The sequence below is a fragment of the Aurantiacibacter rhizosphaerae genome, from assembly GCF_009807005.1.
In the GTDB taxonomy this organism is placed as follows: Bacteria; Pseudomonadota; Alphaproteobacteria; order Sphingomonadales; family Sphingomonadaceae; genus Alteraurantiacibacter; species Alteraurantiacibacter rhizosphaerae.
The window spans coordinates 76,578-100,258 of the sequence record NZ_WUBR01000004.1 but is presented as its reverse complement, the minus strand read 5'-3'; the positions used below and the strand labels follow the sequence as shown (position 1 = coordinate 100,258).

Genomic DNA, 23,681 nt, shown 5'->3' with positions numbered 1-23,681 from the left:
TGCAATTATTCCCCCATTGTTCGTGTCGCCACGGCATATAGCGCAATGGCGCCTGCATTGGATACATTCAGGCTTTCCATGTCGCTGCTGATGGGCAGGCGGGCCAGCGCATCGCAATGCTGGGCAACATTGTGGCGCATGCCTTCGCCTTCTGCACCCAGCACGATCGCCACCGGTCCTGCAGGCAGAGCCTCGGCAAAGGTGGCTTCCGCTTCGCCAGCAAGGCCAAGGCGCCAGTATCCGGCCTCCGCCATATCCTCCAACGCGCGCGACAGGTTCACCACGCGGATCCACGGCACCACTTCCAGCGCGCCGGAAGCGGATTTGCCGATCACACCGCCTTCGGGCGGGGCATGGCGATCCTGCGTGACGATGGCAGCGGCATTGAAGGCCGCGGCCGAGCGCAGCAGCGCGCCGACATTATGCGGATCGGTCACCTGGTCCAGCACCACGATGGGCCGCGACGCATCGCCATCCATCACGTCGGCCAGCAGCAGGTCTTCCAGCGGATAGCATTCCAGCACCAGCCCCTGGTGCGGAGCGTCCTTTGCCACCAGCCGCGCCAGATCGGTTACCTCGGCATATTCGAGGGGGAAATCGGCGGGCAGCTCTCCATCAAGCGAATCGATGCCTTCGCGCGTGGCCCACAGCTTGCGATGCTGGCGGCGCGGGTTCATCAGTGCGGCCTGCACGGCATGCCGGCCCCACAGGCGCACGTGGCCCTTTGCAGCTCTGCCCGATCCACGGCCACCCTGCATGCGCCCGGCGCGGCCGCGCAGCGCTTTCTTGTCCTTGCCCTTGGCCATAATGTCTCGCTTTCCTCAATCTTTGGCGCCCTGTGCCAGCACGCCCATTGACAGGCAAGCGGCGCTTCGCCAAAGAGCCGCCTCTCGGCTGGATCGCTCCTGTTAGCAGGAGCAGACCAAGGCAGGCGAAATCCTGCTTCCCGGCTCTGGTGTGGACAGGTGGCCGAGTGGTTAAAGGCAGCAGACTGTAAATCTGCCCGCGCAAGCGTACGCTGGTTCGAATCCAGCCCTGTCCACCACCGAGCCTCTCGATTGAAGCATTCCCTCAAGACAGGCATAAAAATAGCCGCCGCAGAACATGCTGCGACGGCTATCTCCCTCTCCGGCTCTTAAATGCGTTGCTTGGCCAGCGCCCTGGCGCGGTGCAGCACCGGTTCGGTGTAGCCAGATGGTTGCTGTGCACCTTCCACGATCAGTTCCCTTGCGGCGTTCAGCGCGATGGACTGGCGGTCTTCACCGGCCATCGGGCGGTAGGACGGATCGCCTGCGTTCTGCGCATCCACCTTTGCCGCCATGCGGTGCAGCGCCTCGTCCACTATTGCATGATCGATGATGCCGTGTTGCAGCCAGTTGGCAATATGCTGGCTGGAGATACGCAGCGTGGCGCGATCCTCCATCAGGCCGACATCGTGGATATCGGGCACTTTCGAACAACCGATACCGGCGTCGATCCAGCGAACCATGTAGCCAAGGATGCTCTGGATATTGTTGTCCAGCTCAGCCGCGATCTCCTCGGCAGACCAGTCCGGCGATTCTGCCAGCGGCACGGTGAGCAGTTTTGCGACCGGCACGATGGGTTCGGCCAGACGCTGCTGCTGGCGTTCTGCCACATTGCAGGCCTGGTAATGTGCGGCGTGCAGGGTGGCCGCCGTGGGTGAGGGGACCCAGGCGGTGCTGGCCCCGCTCATCGGGTGGCCGATCTTCTGGTCCAGCATATCCTGCATCGCATCGGGCGCGGCCCACATGCCCTTGCCGATCTGTGCCCGGCCGGTGAAACCGCAGGCAAGCCCGATCTGGACATTGCGATCCTCATAGGCGGCGATCCATTCCGCCTTCTTGATATCGGCCTTGCGCTGCATCGGCCCGGCCAGCATCGAGGTGTGAATTTCATCACCCGTACGATCAAGAAAGCCGGTGTTGATGAAGAACACGCGATCCTTCACGGCGTGGATACAGGCGGCCAGATTGGCGCTGGTGCGGCGCTCCTCGTCCATCACGCCCACTTTCAGCGTGTGACGCGGCAGGCCCAGCATATCTTCCACGGCATTGAACACGTCATTGGTGAATGCGCATTCGTCCGGCCCGTGCATTTTGGGCTTCACGATGTAGATCGATCCCGTCAGGCTGTTGCGCAGCCGGCCTAGGCCTTTCAGATCGTGCATGCCGATCAGCGCCGTCATGGCGGCATCCAGCAGGCCTTCGTAGGCTTCTGTTCCATCGGGCAGGCGCACGGCGGGCGTCGTCATCAGGTGGCCAACATTGCGCACCAGCAGCAGGCTGCGGCTGCGCAAGGCCATGCTGTCGCCATCCAGCGTCTGATAGGTGCGATCAGGGTTGGCGGTGCGCACAACCTTCTGGTCGCCCTTGGTAAAGCTGGCGACCAGATCGCCGCGCAGCGCGCCCAGCCAGTTGCGATAGGCGGCAACCTTGTCCTCTGCGTCCACCGCGGCGACAGAATCTTCCAGGTCCACGATAGTGGAAAGGGCGGATTCCAGGCGAATATCGGCAATGCCTGCCGGATCGTTCAGGCCGATCTCCGACTGCGGATCGATCACGATCTCGATATGCAGCCCATTGCGGCGCAGCAGCAGATTATCGCCGATGGTGCCGACGAGATGATCTGGATCTGACAATACGGGCACACCGCCCGTCCAGTCGGCCCAGCTGCCGTTTGCCAGCGGGGTGTATTTATCAAGGAATGCCTTGGCCCAGGAAATAACCCGCGCGCCGCGCTTTGCATCATAACCGGAACCGGTTGGCGTGGTGCCGTTCAGCGCGTCCGTTCCATACAGCGCATCATACAGACTGCCCCAGCGCGCGTTCACCGCGTTCAGCACAAAGCGCGCGTTCAGCGCAGGCACAACCAGTTGCGGACCGGCGACGGAGGAGATTTCGCTGTCTACGCCGGTGGTGCCAATCGTGAAAGGCGCAGGTTCCGGCACGAGATAGCCGATTTCGCGCAATTCGCGTGGCGGCATGCCATCGCCGGACTGCGGATGATCGCGGTGCCACTGGTCGATGGTCTGTTGCAGACCCTCCCGCCGTTGCAGCAGGGCGCGGTTCTGCGGCGTAAATTCCTCGCACAACTGCGCCAGGCCAGACCAGAAGCGATTGGCATCGATGCCGGTGCCGGGCAGCGCCTCTGTCTCGACGAAGCGCGCCAGTTCCTCTGCCACGGCCAACCCCGCGCGCTGGACATATCCATCGCGCGGGGCTGCGTCGTTGCCTTGCGAGGGTTCTCGAAGGGCAGTGGTGGTCATCGGGCGAAACGTCCCATGCGGTGGTGCAGGTTCACCAGCTTGCGGGTTTCTGCAGTGTCTTCACCGTTGCGGATGGCGGTTGCCAGCGCGTTGCGGATCAGGCCGAAATCCTCGGTCGAGAAAACGGGGCGGGCGATTGTCGGTTGTGCCATTGTATTTCTCCTTGGGTTCTTGCCGGTTCAGGCGGCAAACTGGTTCATGGTGTTGTCTTTGCCGCCGGCTTTCAAAGCGGCCTCGCCGGCGAAGGCTTCCTTGTGGTCGTCCCCGATGTCGGATCCGGCCATGTTCTGATGCTTCACGCAGGCGATGCCCTGGCGAATTTCCTCGCGCTGCACCTGCTTGACGTAGCCCAGCATGCCTTCTTCACCGAAGTACCGCTTGGCGAGGTTATCCGTGCTGAGAGCCGCGGTGTGATAGGTGGGCAGGGTGATCAGGTGGTGGAAGATGCCCGCCCGCTTGGCGCCATCGCGCTGGAAGGTGCGGATCTTCTCGTCTGCTTCCTGCGCCAGTTCGCTGTCGTCGTAATGCTGGCTCATCAGCTGGGTTCGCTCGTACATCGACAGGTCGCGGCCCTCGGCTTCCCAGGCATCATACACCTGCTGGCGGAAGTTCAGCGTCCAGTTGAAGCTGGGCGAGTTGTTGTACACCAGCTTGGCCTTGGGGCAGACTTCGCGGATGCGGTCCACCATGCCGGCGATCTGCTCCACATGCGGCTTCTCTGTCTCGATCCACAGCAGGTCTGCACCGTTCTGCAGAGCGGTGATGCAGTCGAGAACGCAGCGGTCCTCTCCGGTGCCGGGGCGGAACTGGAACAGGTTGGACGGCAGGCGCTTGGGGCGCACCAGCAGGCCATCGCGGTTGATCAGGACGTCGCCCTTCTCGCCAACGCCTTCCACCGGCTCGCAATCCAGGAAGCGGTTGTACTGGTCACCCAGATCGCCCGGTTCGCGGGTGAAGGCGATCTGCTTGGTCAGGCCAGCGCCAAGGCTGTCCGTACGGGCAACGATGATGCCTTCGGGCACGCCCAGTTCAAGGAAGGCGTAGCGGATGGCGCGGATCTTCTGGAGGAAGTCCTCGTGCGGAACCGTAACCTTGCCGTCCTGGTGTCCGCACTGCTTCTCGTCCGAAACCTGGTTCTCGATCTGCAGGGCGCAGGCACCGGCCTCGATCATCTTGCGGGCGAGGAGGTATGTCGCCTCGGCATTGCCGAAGCCAGCATCGATATCGGCGATGATCGGCACGACGTGCGTTTCGTGGTTGTCGATGGCCTTCTGCGCCGCGGCGGCAGCGGCCTCATCACCATTTTCGCGGGCTTCGTCCAGATCGCGGAACAGGCCGCCCAGTTCGCGGGCATCGGCCTGGCGCAAGAAGGTGTACAACTCTTCGATCAGGGCAGGCACGCTGGTTTTTTCATGCATGGACTGATCGGGCAGGGGCCCGAATTCGCTGCGCAGGGCGGCGATCATCCAGCCTGACAGGTAGAGGTAGCGGCCCTTGGTGCTGCCGAAATGCTTCTTGATGGAGATCATCTTCTGCTGGCCGATGAAGCCGTGCCAGCAACCCAGCGACTGCGTGTAGGCGGCGGGATCGGCGTCATAAGCGTCCATATCGGCGCGCATGATCTTGGCTGTGTACTTCGCGATATCCAGCCCGGTCTGGAAGCGGTTCTGCGTGCGCAGGCGTGCTGCGAATTCGGGATCGACACCCTGCCAGTCTCCGCCCAGGCGATGCTTGATGGAGGATTGGCGGTGGATTTCTTCAAAATAGGTCATGGAAAATTCGCGTCCTTGGAAGTGATTGGCTTGCGGCATTTCTGCCACGCCCGATCCCCGCCGTCGCGCCGTCCGGTGTAATGTTGTCGAACTTTACAAGTTTTGCGTGTACAGTTGTAAACTCGAGACACGGAGGGATGTAAACTTGGCCGCAAAAACGCTCTACCTCGGGCCGCGCCTCAAGAAATTGCGGCGCGAGCTGGGCCTTACGCAGGCCAATATGGCCACCGATCTGGATATCTCCGCCAGCTATATCGCGCTGATGGAGCGTAACCAGCGGCCCGTGACGGCAGAGATGCTGCTGAAGCTGGCCACCACATATCGCATCAACGTTGCAGATCTGGCGGATGAGGATGCGGATGAAACCGTCGCCCGCCTGCAATCGGCGCTGCGTGATCCCATGTTCTCCGACATCGCCATAGAGCCGCTGGATATCGATGATATCGCCACCAGCTACCCCGGCATGGCAGAGGCGCTGCTGCGCCTGCACACCGCCTTTGGCGAGGAACAGCTGGCGCTGGCGGAAAAGCGGGAGGTACAGCAGGGCGGGGCAGGCGATGCGGCGCCCGATCCCGTGGCAGAGGCGCGCGCATTTCTGGCGGCCCGGCGCAACTGCTTCCCCGCACTGGACGACAGCGCCAGCGCAGCGGCCCGCACGCTGTCGTCTTTTGACCAGATGAAGGCCCATATCGCCGCCGAGCACGGGCTGGACCTGCGCCTGTCCGACGATGGCCTGCTGCGTGGAGGATTGCGCTGGCACGATTACCACCGCCGCCGCGTGCATATTGCAGAACGGCTGGATCAGGCCGGGCGGCGCTTTCAGGCAGCCTTGCAGATCGCCATCATGGAGCAGGACGTCACGATAGACGCGCTGCTGGCGGAGGGGCGTTTTTCCGGGGAGGATAGCGAGCGGCTGGTGCGCCGCGCGCTGCAATCATACTGGGCCGCCGCGCTGCTGATGCCGTACCACGCATTTCGCAAAGCTGCGGAGGATCTCCATTACGATGTGGAGGCGCTGACGGCGCGCTTCTCCGTCAGTTTCGAACAGGTGGCCCACCGCCTCACCACATTGCAGCGCCCCGGCGAGGAAGGCGTGCCCTTCTTTTTCCTGCGGGTGGACCGTGCTGGCAATGTGTCAAAGCGCTTGGACGGGGCGGGCTTCCCACTGGCGCGCCACGGCGGGGCCTGCCCGCTGTGGAATATTCACGAGGTTTTTGCATCACCGGGTAAGGTGGACGCGCAGCTTATCGAATTGCCCGATGGGGAACGCTATGTCTCCATCGCGCGCACCGTGCGGGCAGGGGGCGGGCGCTTTGGAGAGCGCAGCATATTACGCGCCGTGGCATTAACCTGTTCCGCACAGCATCTGGACCGGCTTGCCTACGCGCGCGCCATCAAGGGCGCGGAGCCGACGCCGATTGGCGTGGCCTGCCGCCTGTGCCATCGCCCGCGCTGCATCGCGCGCTCCGCCCCGCCGATGGGCCGCGAACTCATCCCCAGCCGATTTCGCGACAGCGGCGTTCCGTTCGATTTCTCTGCCGATTAGGTGGAAGTCGCGGAGGACGTCGCGGCCAGCTTCGCCTCTGCCATCGCGCGCACATCCACGCGCGCTTTCAACCGTGCCGCCAGCAGGGCGGTGCCGCTGATCTTGCGCTGTACGAACAGGATTTCCGCCGGTGGAAGATGCCACGTGGCGCGATCCTGCGCCATCGCCATGCCTTCTTCCCTGATGGTGTGCACGAAAGCCCTGTCCCCAAAATCGAACGGGCCGGGCTTGGCCAGTTCTGCCAGGATCACGCGGATGATGGTGTTGAAGCTGTCCGCATGCGCCGTGGCGGCATGGTGCGAGATAAAGCCTGCCTCTATGGCGGCAGCGGCGATAGCGTCCTGATCCTCTGCCAGACCGGCGAGGAATAAACGCCTGTAATTGTCTGATATGGCAGGAGACACAGGCCGCGCGGCGCCGAAATCCAGCAGCACCAGCCGCTTGCCATCCTCGGCAACGCGGTAATTGGCGAAGTTGGGATCGGTCTGCATCAGGCGGAATTCGAACAATTCGCGCAGCACAAGGTCGATCAGCCGTTCCATCATGGCGTCACGCACGTCCTGCGGCTCTTCCTCCAGCGATTCGATGGGGCGACCCGGTACGAAATCCATCGCCAGCACATTGGTCGTCGTCAGGTCTTCGTGCAGGCCCGGCACGATGTAATCATCGTTTCCTTGCAGCAGCTTGGCATAGGCAGACAATTGCTGCGCCTCTCGCTGGTAATCCGCTTCCTCCCGCAACTGATCCTTCGCGGCGCTCAGCAGGGGGGTGATATCCAGCTGCTGAGGTAGCAGGCCAGATACGCGCAGCAGGGTGGCGACATTGTCTACATCGGCATTGATGGATTCGCGCACGCCGGGATATTGTACCTTGATCGCAAGATCGCGCCCGTCGCGCGTGGTGGCGCGGTGAACCTGGCCGATGGATGCCGCGGCCAGCGGACGCGGGTTGAAATAGCGGAAATTGCGCCGCCATCCCTGTCCCCAGTCCTGCGCCAGAACCGCCTCCAGCTGCTTTGGCGGCATGGCGTGCGCGTTCTCTCGCAGGCGGGCCATGATCTGGGAAAGTTCCGGCGGCAGGATATCGCCCGCATCCATCGACACCATCTGCCCCAGTTTCATGGCCGCACCGCGAAGGTGGGACAGCCGGTCTGCCACGCGGCCGATATTGGCAGGCGTCAGTAGTAGCTCCTGCATGCGCGGGCGCTCTCCGCCTGCCAATCGCCGCGCCCCTTCGGACAGCATGCCGCCCGCCAGCCCACCTGCAAGTCGCCCGAATTGGCCCAGCCTTCCGCGGCGTGTGCCGGGAACCACGCGCGAGTTCTTTTCATCGTCGTTCTGTGACATATGCAACCAGATGGGGTGCGCCCTGCGATAAGGCCAGCGCGAACAAAGGTCTGTATTGCTTGTCGCCAAGGCTGCGAACGAATAGGGAAGCGCGATGTCCGGAGAACTTAGAGACAATCGTGGTCGCGGTGATGCGGAATGGGGGCTTCCCCCGATCCATCCCGAAGGCCGCAAATACGGCATTATCGCGGTGGCTATCGCCCTGGTGGTGCTGCTGATTTTCGATTGGGAATTGCTGGGCTGGCCCCTGCTGGCCCTTTCCGCTGGCGTGTTTGCCTTCTTCCGCGATCCCGAACGCGTCGTGCCGCAGGGCGATCGCCTGCTGGTGTCACCTGCCGATGGGCTTGTATCCTTGATCGCGCTGGTGCCGCCGCCCGCCGAAATGCAGCATGCGACGGAAGATGGCGGCCCTGGCCTGGGGACAGAGCCGGTGATGCGCATCTCCATTTTCATGTCGGTGTTCGATGTCCATATCAATCGCTCTCCGATTGCCGGAACGATCCGGCGCATCGTCTATATGCCCGGCCGTTTCATGAATGCGGATCTGGACAAGGCGAGTGAAGAAAACGAGCGGCAGCATGTGCTGATCCAAAGTACTGATGGCAAAACCATCGGCTTCACCCAGATCGCCGGCCTTGTTGCGCGGCGCATCGTGCCATTCATCAAGCCGGGCGATATCGTGGCCGCCGGACAGCGGGTGGGCCTGATCCGCTTTGGCAGCCGGGTGGATGTGTATTTGCCCGTCGGAACAGAACCCAAGGTGCTGCTGGGGCAGCGCGTGATTGCAGGCGAAACCGTGCTGGCCGAAATTGGAACGGCTGGCCTGCTCGAAGGAGTGAGCCAATGAGGCCAGGTGAAGACGACACGCAGGATTTCGACAGCAACCAGACGGCCCCGGCTGGGCCTGCATGGCTTGGCCCGAAAGCCAGCGAGGATGAACATGTAACTCGCTCCCGCGCGGGGAAGGGGCTTTCGCTGCGTGCGGTGCTGCCCAACGCCATCACCGCTGCGGCGCTGTGTTCCGGCCTCACCAGCATCCTGTTCGCCATTGGCGGGCATTGGGAGCAATCGGTGTTCGCCATGATCCTGGCGGGCATTCTGGATATGATGGACGGGCGCATTGCGCGGCTGCTGAAGGCGCAATCGCGCTTTGGAGCGGAGTTGGACAGCCTTTCCGATTCGGCCAGCTTCGGCATCGCTCCGGCGCTGGTATTGTATATCTGGTCTTTGGAGGAACTGCCGCGCTTTGGTTGGCTGGCGGCTTTGGCCTACGCCATCTGCTGCGCGCTGCGCCTGGCGCGCTTCAACGCGCAGATCGATGTGGAGGATCAACCGCACAAGTCTGCCGGTTATCTCACCGGCGTTCCTGCCCCCATGGGCGCAGGCTTTGCCTTCATGCCGATGTATCTGTGGCTGGCAACGGGAGAGCAATTGTTCCGCGATCCGTGGCTGGTGGGGCCGTGGGTTATCGCCATTGCCGTGCTGATGGTGTCCAATCTTGCCACGCCAAGCTGGAAATCGGTCAGCCCGTCCGGCGATTTCAAGCTGGCCTTCATCGCGCTGGCAGGTTTGCTGGTGGGCGGTTTGCTGATCGAAACGTGGTGGACGCTGGTGCTGATCGGCGTCGTCTATATGGGGCTGATCGCCTGGTCTGTGGCCGGCTATTCCAAGGTGAAGCGGGCGAAAAATGCCTCTGCTTCAACCGATGGGGATGCGGAGATCACGCGGCCAGCAGAGAGAAAGCCTCTTGCGGTTGACGAAGTGGACGAGGCGCTGTCTCGACCACGCGATCAATAACGGCCAGTTCGCGGCGTATCTCGCGCCAGCGCAGCAGGCCGTAGCGGATGGAAGCATGGCAGGATAGCAGCGACACCGCTGCTACAAGGCCGAAGAACACCGAAATGGCGATTGCTATTGTCATAGTATCAAGCCCAACTCTCTGAATGCGGGTTTTGTTCCTGTTGCGTTCTTTGTTCCACTTTCGTTCCGCTGGGTCAAGCAGTTTGTTCTGCATGTGTTCCGCTTGTGTCTACCTGTGGGCGGTCCAGATAATTTGAGACTGGATTTCCCCGTCCACCTCGGCTAGTGGCGCGACCGTCTGTACGGCAGAAGCGATTCCCGTTTCCGCCCGCCCAGGCAAATCCACATGGAAGGCACTGACATACCGGTGCCGCCCGCGGGCCAAAGTCGCAAGACATCTCCCAAGGGCCGGTTCCCCGTCTTCCAGAGGCTCAACCGGAAAGGAATTTACTTATGGCGGCTCCTACCGTCACGATGCAGGAATTGATCGAGGCCGGCGCACACTTCGGCCACCAGACCCACCGCTGGAACCCGCGCATGAAGCCGTATATCTTCGGCAGCCGCAACGGTGTTCACATCATCGACCTGTCGCAGACTGTGCCCCTGATGGCGCGCGCTCTGGACTTCGTCTCCTCCACCGTGCGTGCAGGCGGCAAGGTTCTGTTCGTCGGCACCAAGCGCCAGGCGCAGGAGCCGATTGCACAGGCAGCGCGTTCGTGCGGCCAGCACTTCGTCAACCACCGCTGGCTGGGCGGCATGCTCACCAACTGGAAGACGATTTCGCAGTCGATCAAGCGCCTGAAGGCTCTGGAAGAGCAGCTGGCCGGCGACACTTCGCTGATCACCAAGAAGGAAGTCCTTCAGCTGACGCGTGAGCGTGACAAGCTGGAACTCTCGCTTGGTGGCATCCGCGACATGGGCGGCATTCCGGACGTGATGTTCGTGATCGACGCCAACAAGGAAGACCTTGCCATCAAGGAAGCCGGCGTTCTCGGCATCCCCGTGATCGGCGTGCTCGACACCAATGTCGATCCTTCCGGCATCGCTTTCCCGATCCCCGGCAATGACGACGCCAGCCGCGCTGTGCGCCTTTATTGCGATGCAGTGGCCAAGGCCGCCAGCACCGGTTCGACCGAAGGCGTTGTGGACTCCGGCGCTGACATCGGCGCGATGGATGCCCCTCCGGCTGAAGCCGCTGTTGCCGAGGCTGCTCCTGCTGCCGAAGCTCCGGCTGCAGAAGCCAAGGCCGAAGCCTGATCATTCGTGTGATCGCGCGGCGAAATCTGCACGTCACATTCTAAACTTACCAGGCCGGTTCGTCATTCGCTTGATGGACCGGCCTCCAAATTCAATCTGAAGGAAACCCACATGGCTGCATTTTCCGCATCCGACGTGAAAGCCCTGCGCGAGAAGACCGGCGCGGGCATGATGGACGCCAAGAAGGCGCTTGAAGCTGCCGATGGCGATATCGAAGCTGCAATCGACGCACTGCGCGCCAAGGGCCTGGCCACCGCGCAGAAGAAGTCCAGCCGCACCGCGGCAGAGGGCCTTGTCGGCGTGGCCGTTGAAGGCACCAAGGGCGTTGCCGTCGAAGTGAACTCCGAAACCGACTTCGTCGCCAAGAACGAGCAGTTCCAGGATTTCGTGCGCAAGACCACGCAGGTCGCGCTCGGCATGGACAGCGATGACGTGGACGCGCTGAAGGCCGCGTCCTACCCCGACGGCGGCACCGTTTCTGACAAGCTGACCGACAATGTCGCCACCATCGGTGAGAACCAGCAGGTTCGCCGCATGAAGAGCGTTTCTGTGTCAAACGGCGTGGTCGTTCCCTACATGCACAACGCACAGGCTCCCAACCTCGGCAAGATCGGCGTGCTGGTCGCTCTGGAATCCGAAGCTGGTGCTGACGTTCTGGAGCCCCTGGGCAAGCAGCTGGCCATGCACATCGCCGCCGCTTTCCCGCTGGCGCTGACCGCAGAAGGCCTGGACGCCGAAGTGATCGAGCGTGAGCGCAAGATCGCCGCGGAAAAGGCTGCAGAAAGCGGCAAGCCTGAGAACGTGCAGGAAAAGATGGTCGACGGTGCGATCAAAAAATACGCCAAGGAGAACGCTCTCCTCAGCCAGCTGTTCGTGATGGACAACAAGACGCCCATCGCTGACGTCGTGGCTGCTGCCGGCAAGGAAGCCGGCAAGGAAATCACCCTGACGGACTATGTCCGCTTCCAGCTGGGTGAAGGCATCGAAAAGGAAGAAAGCGACTTCGCAGCAGAAGTTGCGGCTGCCGTTGGCGGCTGATCGCTTTCACCAATGCAATGCAATCAGCCGTCGGACTTCGCGTTCGGCGGCTGATTTCGTTTCCGGCATTGGTCGCTTGCCAGTGCTTTCGATCCGGGGGCAATCAATGATGCGTCAAATGCCTAGCTCAATCCGTGGAAGGCTCCTGCTCATCCTTCGCGCAGGAATCGCTGCCGGATGTGCCTTCACGCTGTCGGCATGCATCTCCACGCAATCGACGCGGTTCGATGAATTCGAGAATGTCCTCGCAAGCCATGACAGCGCCACGCGCGCGCTGGCAGAGTGGTGCGATCGTCGTGATATGGCCGACCCTGCCGTGATCCGCGTTTCGCACGCTGGCGGGGAGGCTGCGCAACCCACTGCCGAAATTCGCCGTTTGCTTGAAGTCGGTCCCGACGATCCGCTTGGCTATCGCCATGTGGAGTTGCTTTGCGGCGGCGTGGTTATGTCAGTCGCGCATAACTTCTATGTTCCGGCCCGGCTGACCCCTGCCATGAACGCGCAGTTGGACACCACCGATACGCCGTTCGGCAAGGTCGTCGAAGAGTTGAATTTTACGCGCGAACGCCTGGCGGCTGTGGTCGGTGCTTCCGAAAGCTGTCCTCCTGATACGGTGCTGTCGCATCGCGCTGTGCTGAGGCGAGCGGACTCGCTCCCGATCAGCCTTGTGATCGAATGCTATACGCCAGCCAATCTGGTGGACTAAGCCGGGGCAGGGCGCTTTGAAATCCGCGGCCACAAGGCTCCATGGGCCACGGCGCCGCTCCCCTTCGCGCAAAAGCGCATCGGAACCCTTGGCAGTTTCACCCGCTCGCTCTAGGAAGCCTGCCAACCCCGCTTCCAGAGGAAACTATCCCACCATGCTGCTGCCCGACTCCAAGCGTATCCTGCTGAAACTTTCAGGAGAGGTGCTGATGGGCAACGAGGGCTTCGGGATTGACCCTGAATATGTCGCGCGCCTTGCGGAGGAAGTGAAGCAGGCGAAGGACAGCGGGCTGGAAGTCTGCCTGGTGATCGGCGGCGGCAATATCTTCCGCGGCATAGCCGGCGCGGCCAAGGGGCTGGAGCGGACCACGGGCGATTACATGGGCATGCTGGCTACCGTGATGAACGCGCTGGCCATGCAGTCCGCATTGGAAAAGATCGGCGTTGCCACCCGCGTGCAGAGCGCCATCCCGATGAACGCCGTGTGCGAGCCCTACATTCGCCGCCGGGCGGAGCGTCACCTGGAAAAGGGCCGCATCGTCATTTTTGCGGCCGGAACCGGCAACCCCTTCTTCACCACCGACACCGGCGCCGCGCTGCGTGCTGCGGAAATGAAGTGCGACGCGCTGCTGAAAGGCACCAGCGTCGACGGGGTTTATAACAAGGACCCCAAGCGTTTCGATGATGCAGAGCGTCACGAAACAATTACCTATTCCAAGGTCTTGAGTGATAACCTCAAGGTCATGGATGCCGCCGCAGTCTCGCTGTGCCGCGAAAACGATATTCCCATCGTGGTCTTCTCGATCCGCGAAAAGGGCAATGTCGCGCGCGTGCTGGCGGGCGAGGGCGTGCAGACGATCGTCAGGAAGGATGACTGAACATGAAGTATGACAAGGCCGATGTGGAACGCCGCATGCAGGGCGCAATCGAAAGCCTGAAGGGTGATCTTTCGGGCCTGCGCACAGGGCGCGCCAACACCGCGCTGCTGGATCCCGTGGTGGTGGAAGTCTATGGCTCCATGATGCCGCTGAACCAGGTGGCCACCGTTTCTGCACCAGAGCCGCGCATGCTGAGCGTGCAGGTGTGGGACAAGGCCAATGTCAGCGCCGTGGAAAAGGGTATTTCCAAGGCCAATCTGGGTCTCAACCCCATGAGCGATGGCCAGAACGTGCGCCTGCCCATGCCGGACCTGAACGAGGAACGCCGCAAGGAACTGGCGAAGCTGGCGGGCACCTATGCCGAGAAAGCCAAGATCGCCATCCGCAATGTGCGCCGCGACGCGAACGAGGCGTTGAAGGAAGACGAGAAGAAAAAGGAAATCTCCGAGGACGATCGCAAGCGTCTGGAAGATGAAGTCCAGAAGATGACCGACAAGGCTGTTGCGGATGCGGATACGGCAGCAGATGCCAAGGAAAAGGAAATCATGACGCAGTAGGTGCGCGGGCGGGACATGCGCCCGCCTGGCACAGACGGATCTTGACCGTGACATCTGATTCCAACCTTCCCCGCCACGTAGCGATCATCATGGACGGCAATGGCCGCTGGGCGAAGAAGCGCGGGTTTCCGCGCGCGCTTGGTCATAAACAGGGCGGGGAAGCGGTGCGCCGCACGGTGGAGGCGGCGAAGACCCTGGGGCTGGAATGCCTTACGCTCTACGCCTTCTCATCCGAGAACTGGAAGCGTGACGAGAGTGAGATATCCGACCTTATGAACCTGATGCGCAGGTTTATCGAGAAGGAACTGGACGCTTTCATCAGGAACGGCCTGACGCTGAAAATCATCGGCGATTACAAGGCCTTTGCGCCCGATATTGTCGAAAAGCTGGAAGATGCGCTGGAGCGCACGAAGCATGGCGAGCGCACGCTGGCCGTCGCTCTGAATTACGGTGCGCAGCAGGAAATCGCCCGCGCCGCGCGGCTTGCGGCAGAAGAGGGCGAAGTAACGCCGGAGGCGATGGATCGCCATCTCTACACCAGCGATCTGCCCCCGCTCGATCTGCTGATCCGCACCAGCGGAGAGGTGCGCCTGTCAAACTTCCTGCTGTGGCAATCAGCCTATGCCGAAATGCTCTTCATGGACGTGCTATGGCCAGATTTTGGCGAAGATCATTTGCGCCAGGCCTGCGAGGAATTTGCCCGACGGGAGCGCCGCTTTGGAGGACGTTGACAACCTCACCCCAGAGCGACGCCGCGACAAGATAAGGGCATTGGCGAAACGCTATGCCACCGTGCCACTGTCGGTACGGACCAGCGATTTGCCCAAGCGCGCAGCCAGCGGTCTGGTGATGCTGGTGGTGGCGGGATCGGCGATTTTTGCGGGCGGATTGATCCGCGATCTGTTTTTTGCGGCTATCGGGCTCATCTGCTTTGCCGAACTGGTGCGGCTGATCTGGCGCGGAACGCGCAATGCGCTGGGCAGGATCGTCGGCATCACCCTTGGCGCGGTGTATATCGGATATGCCGTGTGGCTGCTGATGCAGATCAATTCCATGCCGGTATTGCTGCTGCTGATCGGCGTGGTCATCATGGTCGATACATTCGCCTATTTCTTCGGCAGAAGCATCGGCGGCCCAAAGATTGCGCCGCGCATCAGTCCTTCAAAAACCTGGGCCGGATTGTTTGGCGGTGCCGTGGGCGCCACGCTGGCTGTCGGCCTTCCGCTCGCGCTGAACTGGCCGCCGTTTGCCGGGCCGGACGCCATGCCCTCGCTCCTCCTTTTTGCCCCGCTGCTGGCGGTGGTGGCGCAGGCTGGCGATTTCTTTGAAAGCTGGCTGAAGCGCAAGGCCGCGATGAAGGATTCGTCCAATCTCATCCCCGGCCATGGCGGCGTTTTTGACAGGATAGACGGCTTGATTCCCGTGGTTATCGTTGTGGGCAGTTTGATGGTATTCTCCCTTTGATGACCCGCACCATTTCCCTCCTCGGCGCCACCGGCTCCATCGGCGATTCCACGCTCGACCTGATCCGTAACGATCGCGCCAATTGGCAAGTCGTCGCGCTGACGGCGAATTGCTCGGCAGAAAAGCTGGCAAAGCTGGCCATCGAATTCGATGCGCAAATCGCGGTTGTTGGCGAGGAAGCCTGCCTGCCCGAATTGCGGCAGCATTTGTCCGGCACGTCGATAGAGGCCGCTGGCGGCGCGCAGGCGCTGTGCGATGCAGCATCGCGCCCGGCGGACATTACCGTCGCCGCCATCGTTGGCTGCGCGGGCCTTGCACCCACCATGGCAGCGATAGAGCAGGGCAACACTGTCGCGCTCGCCAATAAGGAAGCGCTGGTTTCTGCAGGCGATGTGATGACGCGCCTTGTCGAGAAACACGGCACGGTTCTGCTGCCGGTCGATTCCGAACACAACGCGATTTTCCAGTGTCTGGAAGGCGGCAAGCTGGATGATGTGCGCTGGATCACGCTGACGGCCAGCGGCGGGCCGTTCCGCACCAAGACCATGGCAGAACTGGACGCTGCCACCCCTTCCCAGGCCGTTGCCCACCCCAATTGGGACATGGGTGCCAAGATCAGCGTCGATTCGGCCACGATGATGAACAAGGGGCTGGAATTTATCGAGGCATTCCACCTCTTCCCCGTTCGGCTGGATCGTCTGCGCATCATCGTCCATCCGCAAAGCGTCATTCACTCCATGGTGGAATACCGCGACGGCTCCACGCTGGCGCAGCTTGGCCCCAGTGACATGCGCGTGCCCATTGCTTCCACTCTGGCATACCCTGCGCGGATGGATACCAATTGCAAGCCACTGGACCTTGCAACCATCGGAAACTTAAGCTTTTTCGCACCTGATGAGGAGCGCTTCCCCGCCACGAAACTGGCGCGCGAGGCGGCCCATGCAGGGGGCGGGGCGCCCGCCGTTCTCAACGCCGCGAACGAGGTGGCGGTAGCCGCTTTTCTCGCCGGTCAGCTAAAGTTCACGCAAATTTCGGCAATTGTTGCCAGAACCCTCGATAATTACGCGCCGCCTGCGCCCAACTCGCTCGACGAAGTGCTAGCCGTTGATGCAGAGGCGAGGGTGCGCGCCGGAGAGATGCTGGAGATCGCCTGACCCATGTTCGAAACGCTGCCATTCTGGGTTTACCCCCTTGGCTTTCTGCTGATGCTTGGCCCCCTGGTGGTTCTGCACGAGCTTGGCCATTATCTGGTCGGCCGCATGTTCGGCGTCGGGGCGGAGGCTTTCTCGGTTGGTTTCGGCAAGGAAATCGCCGGTTTTACGGATAAGCGCGGCACCCGCTGGAAGCTGTCGGCGCTCCCGCTGGGTGGCTATGTGCAGTTCCAGGGCGATATGAACCCCGCCAGCCAGCCCAATGCAGAGGCGCCCGTGCGCAAGGGTGACTTCCAGGCTGCAACGCTGTGGCAGCGCGCCCTGATCGTGGCGGCAGGTCCGGCGGCCAACGTGTTGATCGCCATCGGTATTTTTGCCGCTTTCTTCATGATCTTCGGCAATCCCGTTGCCGCAGACCCCGCAGAAGAAACCGTTGTTGCGGCATTTGCCGAGGATTCGCCCGCGAGAGAGGCTGGCGTGCAACTGGGTGACCGGATCGTTGCCGTTGAGGGCGAGGAAACTCGTGACTTCCGCGACATATCCCAGTCCATCATGCTGTATCCGGGGCGCGAACTGGATATCACCATCGAACGCGATGGCTCCACCTTCACCGTTCCCGTGGTGGCAGACCGTGTGGAAGTGAGCGACCAGTTCGGCAACAAGACCGTGATTGGCCGGATCGGCGTTCAGGGAAATCTGGGCGAACGCGTTTTTGAACCGGTTGGTCCCATCGCAGCCATCGGCATGGCGTGGCAGGAATGCATCGAAACGGTGGACCTGATGGTGACGGGAATCAGCCAGATTTTCACCGGCGAACGCTCCGTAAAAGAGCTGGGCGGGCCGATCACCATTGCCAAGGTCTCTGGCGAGCAGTTGAGCCTGGGCTGGCTGGAATTCACCAGCTTCGCCGCGCTCATCTCGCTTAATTTGGCATTCATTAACCTGCTGCCAATCCCCGCGCTCGACGGTGGGCATCTGGCTTTCTATGCGGTCGAAGCGATCCGTCGCAAGCCAGCCAGCCCGCGCAGTCAGGAATGGGCGTTTCGCACCGGCATGGCCCTCGTGCTGGCACTGATGCTGTTCGTGACTGTGATCGATTTAGCCAAACTGCCGTTTTTCGGCAGCTAGGCTGAACAGTTTTAGGTGGGGAAAGGACGACCTTAATCACGCGTAACGGGGCAACTTCGCTTGATTGCCAGACTGGCATCGGGCAAGGGCGCGTTTCGCGTGAGAGATGGTTAAGCTGATACCCGCCCAAGGCGGAAACGCGGCTTGCAATTTCGCCAGTGCGCTAATGTCGACAAAGAGTGGACGGATAATGGGTTCCAAAGCCAGGACGATAATTTCCCAGCATTATGTGGCCACCCTTCTGGGTTGCACCATGCTTGCCGGATTGCCAGCCCACGCGCTGGCGCAGGATGGCGACGTTACGCCGCAGGAAGAGCAGGCTCTTGAAGATGCGATGGAGACGCTGGACAGCGATCCGGCGCCTACTTCTCAGGCACCGGCGCAGCAGCGGGTCGATGTCAGTCAGCAGACGCCTGCACCCGCGCCGCAGGAACAGGGCGATGTCATCCGCTCCATCGCCGTGTCAGGTGCGCAGCGGCTGGAGCCGGAGACGATCGTTTCCTACATCCAGCTTCGCCCCGGCATGGTCTATACGCCTGCCGCAGCCGACCAGGCGCTGATCGATCTGGCCAACACGGAACTCTTCTCCGATTTCTCCATCGCCAACAACAACGGCAATGTGGTGATCGCGGTAGAGGAAAACCCGATCATCAACCGTATCATCCTGGAGGGCAACCGCCGGATCGATAACGAGAAGATCATCCCCGAGATCAACCTCTCGCCGCGCCAGATCTTCACCCGCAGCCGCGTGCGTGCCGACGTGGCCCGCATTATCGAGCTGTACAAGCGCCAGGGCCGCTTTGCCGCCACGGTAGAACCGCAGATGGTGATGCTGGATCAGAACCGCGTGGACGTGATCTTCGAGATTTCCGAAGGTCCCAAGTCCAAGGTTCGCCGCATCAACATCATCGGTAACGAGGTGTTCTCCGACGGTGACCTGCGTGACGAGATGGTCACGCGCGAAGACAGCCTGTTCGCGCTGTTCAGCTCCAACACCAGCTATGACCCCGATCGCCTGGCGTTCGACCAGCAGAAGCTGCGCCAGTTCTATCTGACGGAAGGCTATGCCGATTTCCGCGTCGTATCCGCCGTGGCAGAACTGACGCCGGACAAGCGCGACTTCATCATCACCTATGTGGTGGAAGAGGGCGACCGCTACGAATTCGGCGATGTCGAAGTCGTCAGCCAGCTGCGCGATTTCTCCTCCGAACGCCTGTCGGCCGGCCTCTCCATGAAGACGGGCGACTGGTACAATGCAGAGCAGGTCGACCAGACGATTGAACGTCTGACCGAAACTGCCGGTGCCTTCGGCTATGCCTTTGCCGATGTGCGCCCGCGCATCCAGCGCAACCCCGAAACCCGCACGATGGACGTGACCTTCACGGTTTCGGACGCTCCGCGCGTTTACGTGGAAGCCATCGAGATCAACGGCAACACGCTGACGCAGGACAAGGTGATCCGTCGCGAATTCCGCATCGCGGAAGGCGACGCCTTCAGCACGCTGCAAGTGGCGCGTTCATCAGCTCGCATCAATTCGCTGGGCTATTTCCAGGAGAATTTCGAGGTTGAGCAGGTGGAGGGCAGCAGCCCCGATCGCATCATCCTGCAGGCCAATGTGCAGGAAGAGCCGACCGGCCAGCTGTCGCTTTCGGCAGGCTTCTCCTCGCTGGAGAGCTTCATCTTCAACGGGTCCATCCAGCAGAACAACTTCCGCGGGCGTGGCCAGACCATCGGCCTTGGCATCAACTATTCGCGTTATTCGCGCTCCGCCAATATCAGCTTCACCGAGCCGAAGGTGTTCGACCGCGATATTGCTCTTGGCTTTGACATCTATCGCCAGGATTACAACAACGGCTATTTCGACCGCGATAATGCCACCTATGAACAAACCACGACGGGTATTTCCCTGCGCGTGGGCGTTCCGCTGACCGAGTATATGAGCCTGCTGGGCAGCTATACGCTGAACTACCAGGAAGTGACCGTGGCAGAGCGACAGTTCTTTGCCGATTTCGACGGTGACGGGGTTAGCCAGTGTGAGCCATTGCTGGCTGGCCGCTATCTTTGTGATGCCCTTGGCAATCGCCTGCAATCCATCCTTGGCCTGACGCTGAATTACAGCACGCTCAACAGCAATATCCGCCCGACGAGTGGTGAGCGGGTTGTCACCACCGTGCAGTTTGCCGGTGCAGGTGGCGATACGCGATACGTTCGCGCCCGTGTGAACGCGTCGAAATACTGGTCGCTTGGTGCAGGCTTCATCGGCTCGCTCTCAGTGGAAGGCGGTTATATCAACGGCCTTGGTGACGATGTGTTGCTGACGGACCGGTTCTTCCTTGGTGAAGGCCAGATCCGCGGATTTGATATTCGCGGCGTTGGCCCCCGCGTCGTCCGCCGCTTTTATCAGCCGGATGAGGACGGTAATCAGATTCTCGTTCCGCTTGGCGATGACCGTAACCAGGATGACGCGCTGGGCGGCGAGGCATTCTACCTCGCCCGCGCCGAAGTGGAAATTCCGCTGGGTTCCGGCGCGCGCGAGCTCGGCCTGCGTCCCTCGATCTTCGTCGATGTAGGCTCGGTGTTCGGTGTCGATACGCCGCAGCTGACGCAAAGCCCGCTTCCCGATGGCCTGTTCATCGCGCAGCGTGACGGCGACGGTAATCCCCTATTCCTTCAGGAAAGCTTGAACGCTGACGGTCAGCCCGTCGTGGTCCAGACCGTCAACCCTCTGGCACCTGATGGTTCGGCCAATCAGCCGATCGGGCAGCGCCTGCCTCCCTTCACCGAGGAATTCCTCGGCGACACGCCCAAGCCGCGCGTTACCGCCGGTATCGGCGTGAACTGGAACTCCCCATTCGGTCCGTTCAGGATTGATGTCGCTTACGATCTGCTATCGGAGCGCGGGGACGAAACCAAAACATTCTCCTTCAACGTAGGAACGCAATTCTAATGAACATTTTCGCAAAGTCGGCGCTGGGCGCCGCATGTGCCGTTGCCGGTGCCAGCTTCGCCATTCCCGCCGTCGCTCAGGTGAACGGCATTGCCACCGCCGATATCGGCTTCGCAGTGGCCAATTCGCAGGCATTCCAGACCGGGTACCAGCAGATTGCCACGCAGTATCAGGCGCAGCGCACCACCATCGAGCAGCGCACGCAGCAGCGCCAGCAACTGGTCTTGACGTTCGACACCAATGGTGACGGTCAGCTGGATCAGGCCGAGCAGGCCGCCACGCAGGATCCGAACAACACCAGCGTTCAGCAGATCCAGGCGATCGACCAAGAAATCGCCACTCTGCAGCAGCCGATCAACCGTGCCCGCGTTTACGTGGTGCAGCAGGTGGCGCAGCAGTATTCCGCCGCTTTGCAGCAGGTGATCAGCGATCAGAACATCCAGTTCGTGCTGACGCCCGAATCGATCGTCTACGCGCCAGAGGCGGCCGACGTGACCAACAGCATCGTGACCGCGCTGAACACCCGCGTGCCCAGCGTGCAGGTTACCCCGCCAGCTGACTGGCAGCCCAGCGAAGCCGCAGTGGGCCTGTTCCAGCAGATTCAGCAGATCCTGATGATCGCTGCACGCCAGCAGCAGGCAACCGCGGCTCAGGGCACGGCTGCTCCTGCATCCACCGGGCGCTAAGACACAAAACGAAGGGGCAGGGCCATGAGTGAAACGCAAGACTACGACGTCGTCCGTATCCTTGAGGCTCTGCCGCATCGTTATCCACTCCTGCTGGTGGACCGCGTCAGCGAGCTGGTGAAGGGCGATCGGATCACGGCCATCAAGGGCGTGACCATGAACGAACAGTTCTTCCAGGGCCATTTCCCCGGCCGTCCGATCATGCCGGGCGTCCTGCAGATAGAGGCGCTGGCACAGGCCAGCGGCATTTTGGGGATCGAGACGCTGGAACTGGCAGGCACCGGCAAGCTGGTTTACTTCATGGCTATCGAGAACGCGAAGTTCCGCGCGCCTGTAACGCCCGGCTGCCTGCTCACGCTGGAAAGCACGTTCACGCAGCAGCGCAGCAAGGTTTGCAAGTTCGATTGCAAGGCGAGCGTAGATGGCAAGGTGACTTGCGAAACCAGCATCACGGCGATGATTGCCTGATTTAAGTTCCTGTCCGGCGCAGGCGGGATCGGAAGAACAAACAGGTTGCAACCTGCGCCAATCCCCACTATCCGGCGCGCTTTCCCACCCAACAGCTGGATCGGTCGGAACCGTTCCGAAGCTATGGAGACCAAGGCCATGAAGGCAGATATTCACCCCGAATACCACATGATCACCGTCAAGATGACGGATGGTACCGAATTCCAGACGCGCTCCACCTGGGGTTCGGAAGGCGATACGATGAACCTCGAGATCGACCCCACCAGCCACCCGGCATGGACCGGCGGCCCGCAGCGCCTGCAGGATGGCGGCCGCGTTGCTCAGTTCAACAAGCGTTTCGGTGGTCTCTCGCTCAAGAAGAAGTAAGCGCGCCCTCGCAACTTGCCTTGAAGTCAGGGCATGAAATCAGGGAAGGGCGGTCCGATCGGGCCGCCCTTTTCGCGTCAGGGTCAGATCACGCCTTTGGGCCATACCTTGCCCGGCGTTGCCTCAAAACGCAGCCACCCGGCCTGCGTTCGCTCTCCGCCGAAATCATCGACATGCCTCTGCCCGTTGAACACGGGCACCTCGGCAAAGTCTTCGTAAGGCAACACGCCTTCAAGTGTCGCTGCGTTAATAGCGAATTTGTCCGGGTCCGATCGGGCCTGGTGGAAGCAGTGGATGCCGCATTTCGCGCAGAAGTGATGCTTCGCCGCCATGGTGTTGAAGCTGTAGCAGGATAGCGATTCCTCGCCCGCGGTCACCGTCAGCGCGGCAGTAGGGACATAGACGGCAACCGAACCCTTCATCGCGCAGATGGAGCAATTGCAGCGGGAGGGGACAAGCCGATCGTCCGGGAAATCCGCTTCGAACCTCACAGTGCCGCAATGGCAGCTTCCCTTGCGCTTCACACTCATCCCCACGGCCTTTCGCGATACCATTTCGTGATGACGTATTTCACGCCCTTGCGCACTTTCATACCGTGGTGAAGCGTGGCGGCATTGCAGCTGCCATCGGGCCGCTTGTTGTCCCAACACACCAATTTGCCGGTTTCGGGCTGAAAGGTTTTTCCGATCACCTTGAACCGCGTGCCGCCGCCTGCCTCCACCGCGTTCAGATAAACCATGAAGGTCCAGGTGCGATTCCCGGCGACGCTGCAGAATTTGTCGAAGTCCGCTCCGTTCGGCTCGAAATAATCGGTGTGCGGCTTGAACTCCTGCCCCACGTCGTATCGCTGCCCTTGCACGGGCTCCCCGTGATCGCGATCGATACCGTTCAGCTCGTACAGCAGATCCTCCAGAGTCTGCACCGCCCGCTCACTCGCATCCAGATCGCAGGTTTCGCTGGTGCGGAAATAATCATCGCCATTGGCATCGGCGATAGTGGAGGGGCGGCGGTCCTTGTCGATCAGGCCGATCAGGTCGGCGCATAATTCAGGCGACAGGAAGCGCGGGCAATCCAGCAGGGAGAGGCGAGGGGTGGGAACGCGGCGAACCCGCTGGTCCTGAAGGAGGATTTCTGGAGTGGTCTCGCCCGGAGTCGTCATGATTTCCTGTTTAACCGCGCATGGCCCCCATTCAACCTGCGAAATTTTCTTGCGTCTGGGCGATTTTGAAGCACTTTTCACTTTGCTTGGACGATGAGTTGTGCAACAGGCTCGCGCCCGCGCCGAA

At 61.4% G+C, this 23,681-nt stretch carries 23 protein-coding genes and 1 tRNA gene; 17 read left to right on the top strand and 7 right to left on the bottom strand.

The window, feature by feature from the left end; translation table 11 throughout:
• Positions 1-5: 5 nt before the first annotated feature.
• Positions 6-806, bottom strand: a complete 801-nt coding sequence (locus tag GRF63_RS15775; protein WP_160487030.1) for a TrmH family RNA methyltransferase — start codon at positions 804-806, stop codon at positions 6-8.
• Between the two features lie 153 nt (positions 807-959).
• Here GRF63_RS15775 and GRF63_RS15770 point away from each other — a divergent pair.
• A tRNA-Tyr gene (locus tag GRF63_RS15770) sits at positions 960-1,045 on the top strand.
• A gap of 90 nt (positions 1,046-1,135) precedes the next feature.
• On the opposite strand, the gene GRF63_RS15765 is transcribed toward GRF63_RS15770, so the two are convergent.
• The 3 genes from GRF63_RS15765 to GRF63_RS15760 are packed head-to-tail and all read right to left on the bottom strand — an operon-like array spanning position 1,136 to position 5,058.
• On the bottom strand, positions 1,136-3,286 hold the full coding sequence (locus GRF63_RS15765; RefSeq protein WP_160487029.1) for a malate synthase G: 2,151 nt from the start codon (positions 3,284-3,286) through the stop codon (positions 1,136-1,138).
• Positions 3,283-3,438, bottom strand: a complete 156-nt coding sequence (locus GRF63_RS16465) for a hypothetical protein (RefSeq protein WP_202131790.1) — start codon at positions 3,436-3,438, stop codon at positions 3,283-3,285. Before GRF63_RS16465 ends, GRF63_RS15765 begins: the two co-directional genes overlap by 4 nt.
• Before the next feature lie 27 nt (positions 3,439-3,465).
• Positions 3,466-5,058, bottom strand: coding sequence for an isocitrate lyase (locus tag GRF63_RS15760; RefSeq protein ID WP_160487028.1), 1,593 nt, complete (start codon positions 5,056-5,058; stop codon positions 3,466-3,468).
• Positions 5,059-5,203: 145 nt separating this feature from the next.
• Between GRF63_RS15760 and GRF63_RS15755 the strand changes: the two genes are divergently transcribed.
• A complete protein-coding gene (locus GRF63_RS15755; RefSeq protein ID WP_160487027.1) occupies positions 5,204-6,604 on the top strand; it encodes a helix-turn-helix domain-containing protein in 1,401 nt (466 codons plus the stop codon).
• Here the strand turns inward: GRF63_RS15755 and GRF63_RS15750 are convergent.
• Entirely contained in the window at positions 6,601-7,950 is a 1,350-nt protein-coding gene (locus tag GRF63_RS15750; RefSeq protein ID WP_160487026.1) for an ABC1 kinase family protein, read from the bottom strand. The genes GRF63_RS15755 and GRF63_RS15750 overlap by 4 nt on opposite strands.
• Positions 7,951-8,044: 94 nt before the next feature.
• On the opposite strand from GRF63_RS15750, the gene GRF63_RS15745 reads away from it, so the two are divergent.
• The 15 genes from GRF63_RS15745 to rpmE all read left to right on the top strand — a co-directional run bounded on the left by GRF63_RS15745 (position 8,045) and on the right by rpmE (position 22,395).
• Positions 8,045-8,797: a phosphatidylserine decarboxylase gene (locus GRF63_RS15745; RefSeq protein WP_160487025.1), complete on the top strand. Its 753-nt coding sequence runs from the start codon at positions 8,045-8,047 to the stop codon at positions 8,795-8,797.
• Positions 8,794-9,747, top strand: coding sequence for a CDP-alcohol phosphatidyltransferase family protein (locus tag GRF63_RS15740; protein WP_160487024.1), 954 nt, complete (start codon positions 8,794-8,796; stop codon positions 9,745-9,747). Before GRF63_RS15745 ends, GRF63_RS15740 begins: the two co-directional genes overlap by 4 nt.
• 456 nt (positions 9,748-10,203) lie before the next feature.
• On the top strand, positions 10,204-11,007 hold the full coding sequence (gene rpsB / locus GRF63_RS15735; protein ID WP_160487023.1) for a 30S ribosomal protein S2: 804 nt from the start codon (positions 10,204-10,206) through the stop codon (positions 11,005-11,007).
• Positions 11,008-11,118: 111 nt separating this feature from the next.
• Positions 11,119-12,045, top strand: coding sequence for a translation elongation factor Ts (gene tsf / locus GRF63_RS15730; protein WP_160487022.1), 927 nt, complete (start codon positions 11,119-11,121; stop codon positions 12,043-12,045).
• The gene (locus tag GRF63_RS15725; protein ID WP_160487021.1) at positions 12,035-12,751 is read left to right on the top strand and encodes a chorismate--pyruvate lyase family protein; all 717 of its coding nucleotides are present in this window, start codon (positions 12,035-12,037) and stop codon (positions 12,749-12,751) included. The genes tsf and GRF63_RS15725 overlap by 11 nt, the downstream gene beginning before the upstream one ends.
• A gap of 154 nt (positions 12,752-12,905) precedes the next feature.
• A complete protein-coding gene (gene pyrH / locus GRF63_RS15720) occupies positions 12,906-13,628 on the top strand; it encodes a UMP kinase (protein ID WP_160487020.1) in 723 nt (240 codons plus the stop codon).
• 2 nt (positions 13,629-13,630) lie between these two features.
• A complete protein-coding gene (gene frr, locus GRF63_RS15715) occupies positions 13,631-14,185 on the top strand; it encodes a ribosome recycling factor (protein ID WP_160487019.1) in 555 nt (184 codons plus the stop codon).
• A gap of 89 nt (positions 14,186-14,274) precedes the next feature.
• Positions 14,275-14,916: a polyprenyl diphosphate synthase gene (gene uppS, locus GRF63_RS15710; RefSeq protein WP_202131799.1), complete on the top strand. Its 642-nt coding sequence runs from the start codon at positions 14,275-14,277 to the stop codon at positions 14,914-14,916.
• On the top strand, positions 14,882-15,649 hold the full coding sequence (locus GRF63_RS15705; protein WP_237392567.1) for a phosphatidate cytidylyltransferase: 768 nt from the start codon (positions 14,882-14,884) through the stop codon (positions 15,647-15,649). Before uppS ends, GRF63_RS15705 begins: the two co-directional genes overlap by 35 nt.
• On the top strand, positions 15,649-16,803 hold the full coding sequence (locus GRF63_RS15700) for a 1-deoxy-D-xylulose-5-phosphate reductoisomerase (protein ID WP_160487017.1): 1,155 nt from the start codon (positions 15,649-15,651) through the stop codon (positions 16,801-16,803). Before GRF63_RS15705 ends, GRF63_RS15700 begins: the two co-directional genes overlap by 1 nt.
• A gap of 3 nt (positions 16,804-16,806) precedes the next feature.
• Positions 16,807-17,928, top strand: a complete 1,122-nt coding sequence (gene rseP / locus GRF63_RS15695) for an RIP metalloprotease RseP (protein WP_160487016.1) — start codon at positions 16,807-16,809, stop codon at positions 17,926-17,928.
• A 190-nt stretch (positions 17,929-18,118) separates the two neighbouring features.
• Entirely contained in the window at positions 18,119-20,875 is a 2,757-nt protein-coding gene (bamA, locus tag GRF63_RS15690; RefSeq protein ID WP_160487015.1) for an outer membrane protein assembly factor BamA, read from the top strand.
• Positions 20,875-21,561: an OmpH/Skp family outer membrane protein gene (locus tag GRF63_RS15685; protein WP_160487014.1), complete on the top strand. Its 687-nt coding sequence runs from the start codon at positions 20,875-20,877 to the stop codon at positions 21,559-21,561. Before bamA ends, GRF63_RS15685 begins: the two co-directional genes overlap by 1 nt.
• A gap of 24 nt (positions 21,562-21,585) precedes the next feature.
• Positions 21,586-22,029, top strand: a complete 444-nt coding sequence (gene fabZ, locus GRF63_RS15680) for a 3-hydroxyacyl-ACP dehydratase FabZ (protein ID WP_160487013.1) — start codon at positions 21,586-21,588, stop codon at positions 22,027-22,029.
• A gap of 138 nt (positions 22,030-22,167) precedes the next feature.
• Positions 22,168-22,395 (top strand): 50S ribosomal protein L31, encoded by a 228-nt coding sequence (gene rpmE / locus GRF63_RS15675; RefSeq protein ID WP_160487012.1) that lies wholly within the window; start codon positions 22,168-22,170, stop codon positions 22,393-22,395.
• A gap of 83 nt (positions 22,396-22,478) precedes the next feature.
• On the opposite strand, the gene GRF63_RS15670 is transcribed toward rpmE, so the two are convergent.
• Together GRF63_RS15670 and GRF63_RS15665 are read right to left on the bottom strand one after the other, a co-directional pair.
• A complete protein-coding gene (locus GRF63_RS15670) occupies positions 22,479-22,925 on the bottom strand; it encodes a GFA family protein (RefSeq protein WP_160487011.1) in 447 nt (148 codons plus the stop codon).
• Entirely contained in the window at positions 22,922-23,554 is a 633-nt protein-coding gene (locus tag GRF63_RS15665; protein WP_160487010.1) for a prolyl hydroxylase family protein, read from the bottom strand. The genes GRF63_RS15670 and GRF63_RS15665 overlap by 4 nt, the downstream gene beginning before the upstream one ends.
• Positions 23,555-23,681: the final 127 nt, after the last annotated feature.

Coding starts and splice junctions, on each gene's coding strand:
- GRF63_RS15775 (WP_160487030.1), bottom strand. CDS start 806: ATGGCCAAGGGCAAGGACAAGAAAGCGCTGCGCGGCCGCGCCGGGCGC.
- GRF63_RS15765 (WP_160487029.1), bottom strand. CDS start 3,286: ATGACCACCACTGCCCTTCGAGAACCCTCGCAAGGCAACGACGCAGCC.
- GRF63_RS16465 (WP_202131790.1), bottom strand. CDS start 3,438: ATGGCACAACCGACAATCGCCCGCCCCGTTTTCTCGACCGAGGATTTC.
- GRF63_RS15760 (WP_160487028.1), bottom strand. CDS start 5,058: ATGACCTATTTTGAAGAAATCCACCGCCAATCCTCCATCAAGCATCGC.
- GRF63_RS15750 (WP_160487026.1), bottom strand. CDS start 7,950: ATGTCACAGAACGACGATGAAAAGAACTCGCGCGTGGTTCCCGGCACA.
- GRF63_RS15745 (WP_160487025.1), top strand. CDS start 8,045: ATGTCCGGAGAACTTAGAGACAATCGTGGTCGCGGTGATGCGGAATGG.
- GRF63_RS15740 (WP_160487024.1), top strand. CDS start 8,794: ATGAGGCCAGGTGAAGACGACACGCAGGATTTCGACAGCAACCAGACG.
- rpsB (WP_160487023.1), top strand. CDS start 10,204: ATGGCGGCTCCTACCGTCACGATGCAGGAATTGATCGAGGCCGGCGCA.
- tsf (WP_160487022.1), top strand. CDS start 11,119: ATGGCTGCATTTTCCGCATCCGACGTGAAAGCCCTGCGCGAGAAGACC.
- pyrH (WP_160487020.1), top strand. CDS start 12,906: ATGCTGCTGCCCGACTCCAAGCGTATCCTGCTGAAACTTTCAGGAGAG.
- frr (WP_160487019.1), top strand. CDS start 13,631: ATGAAGTATGACAAGGCCGATGTGGAACGCCGCATGCAGGGCGCAATC.
- uppS (WP_202131799.1), top strand. CDS start 14,275: ATGGACGGCAATGGCCGCTGGGCGAAGAAGCGCGGGTTTCCGCGCGCG.
- GRF63_RS15700 (WP_160487017.1), top strand. CDS start 15,649: ATGACCCGCACCATTTCCCTCCTCGGCGCCACCGGCTCCATCGGCGAT.
- rseP (WP_160487016.1), top strand. CDS start 16,807: ATGTTCGAAACGCTGCCATTCTGGGTTTACCCCCTTGGCTTTCTGCTG.
- bamA (WP_160487015.1), top strand. CDS start 18,119: ATGGGTTCCAAAGCCAGGACGATAATTTCCCAGCATTATGTGGCCACC.
- GRF63_RS15685 (WP_160487014.1), top strand. CDS start 20,875: ATGAACATTTTCGCAAAGTCGGCGCTGGGCGCCGCATGTGCCGTTGCC.
- fabZ (WP_160487013.1), top strand. CDS start 21,586: ATGAGTGAAACGCAAGACTACGACGTCGTCCGTATCCTTGAGGCTCTG.
- rpmE (WP_160487012.1), top strand. CDS start 22,168: ATGAAGGCAGATATTCACCCCGAATACCACATGATCACCGTCAAGATG.
- GRF63_RS15670 (WP_160487011.1), bottom strand. CDS start 22,925: ATGAGTGTGAAGCGCAAGGGAAGCTGCCATTGCGGCACTGTGAGGTTC.
- GRF63_RS15665 (WP_160487010.1), bottom strand. CDS start 23,554: ATGACGACTCCGGGCGAGACCACTCCAGAAATCCTCCTTCAGGACCAG.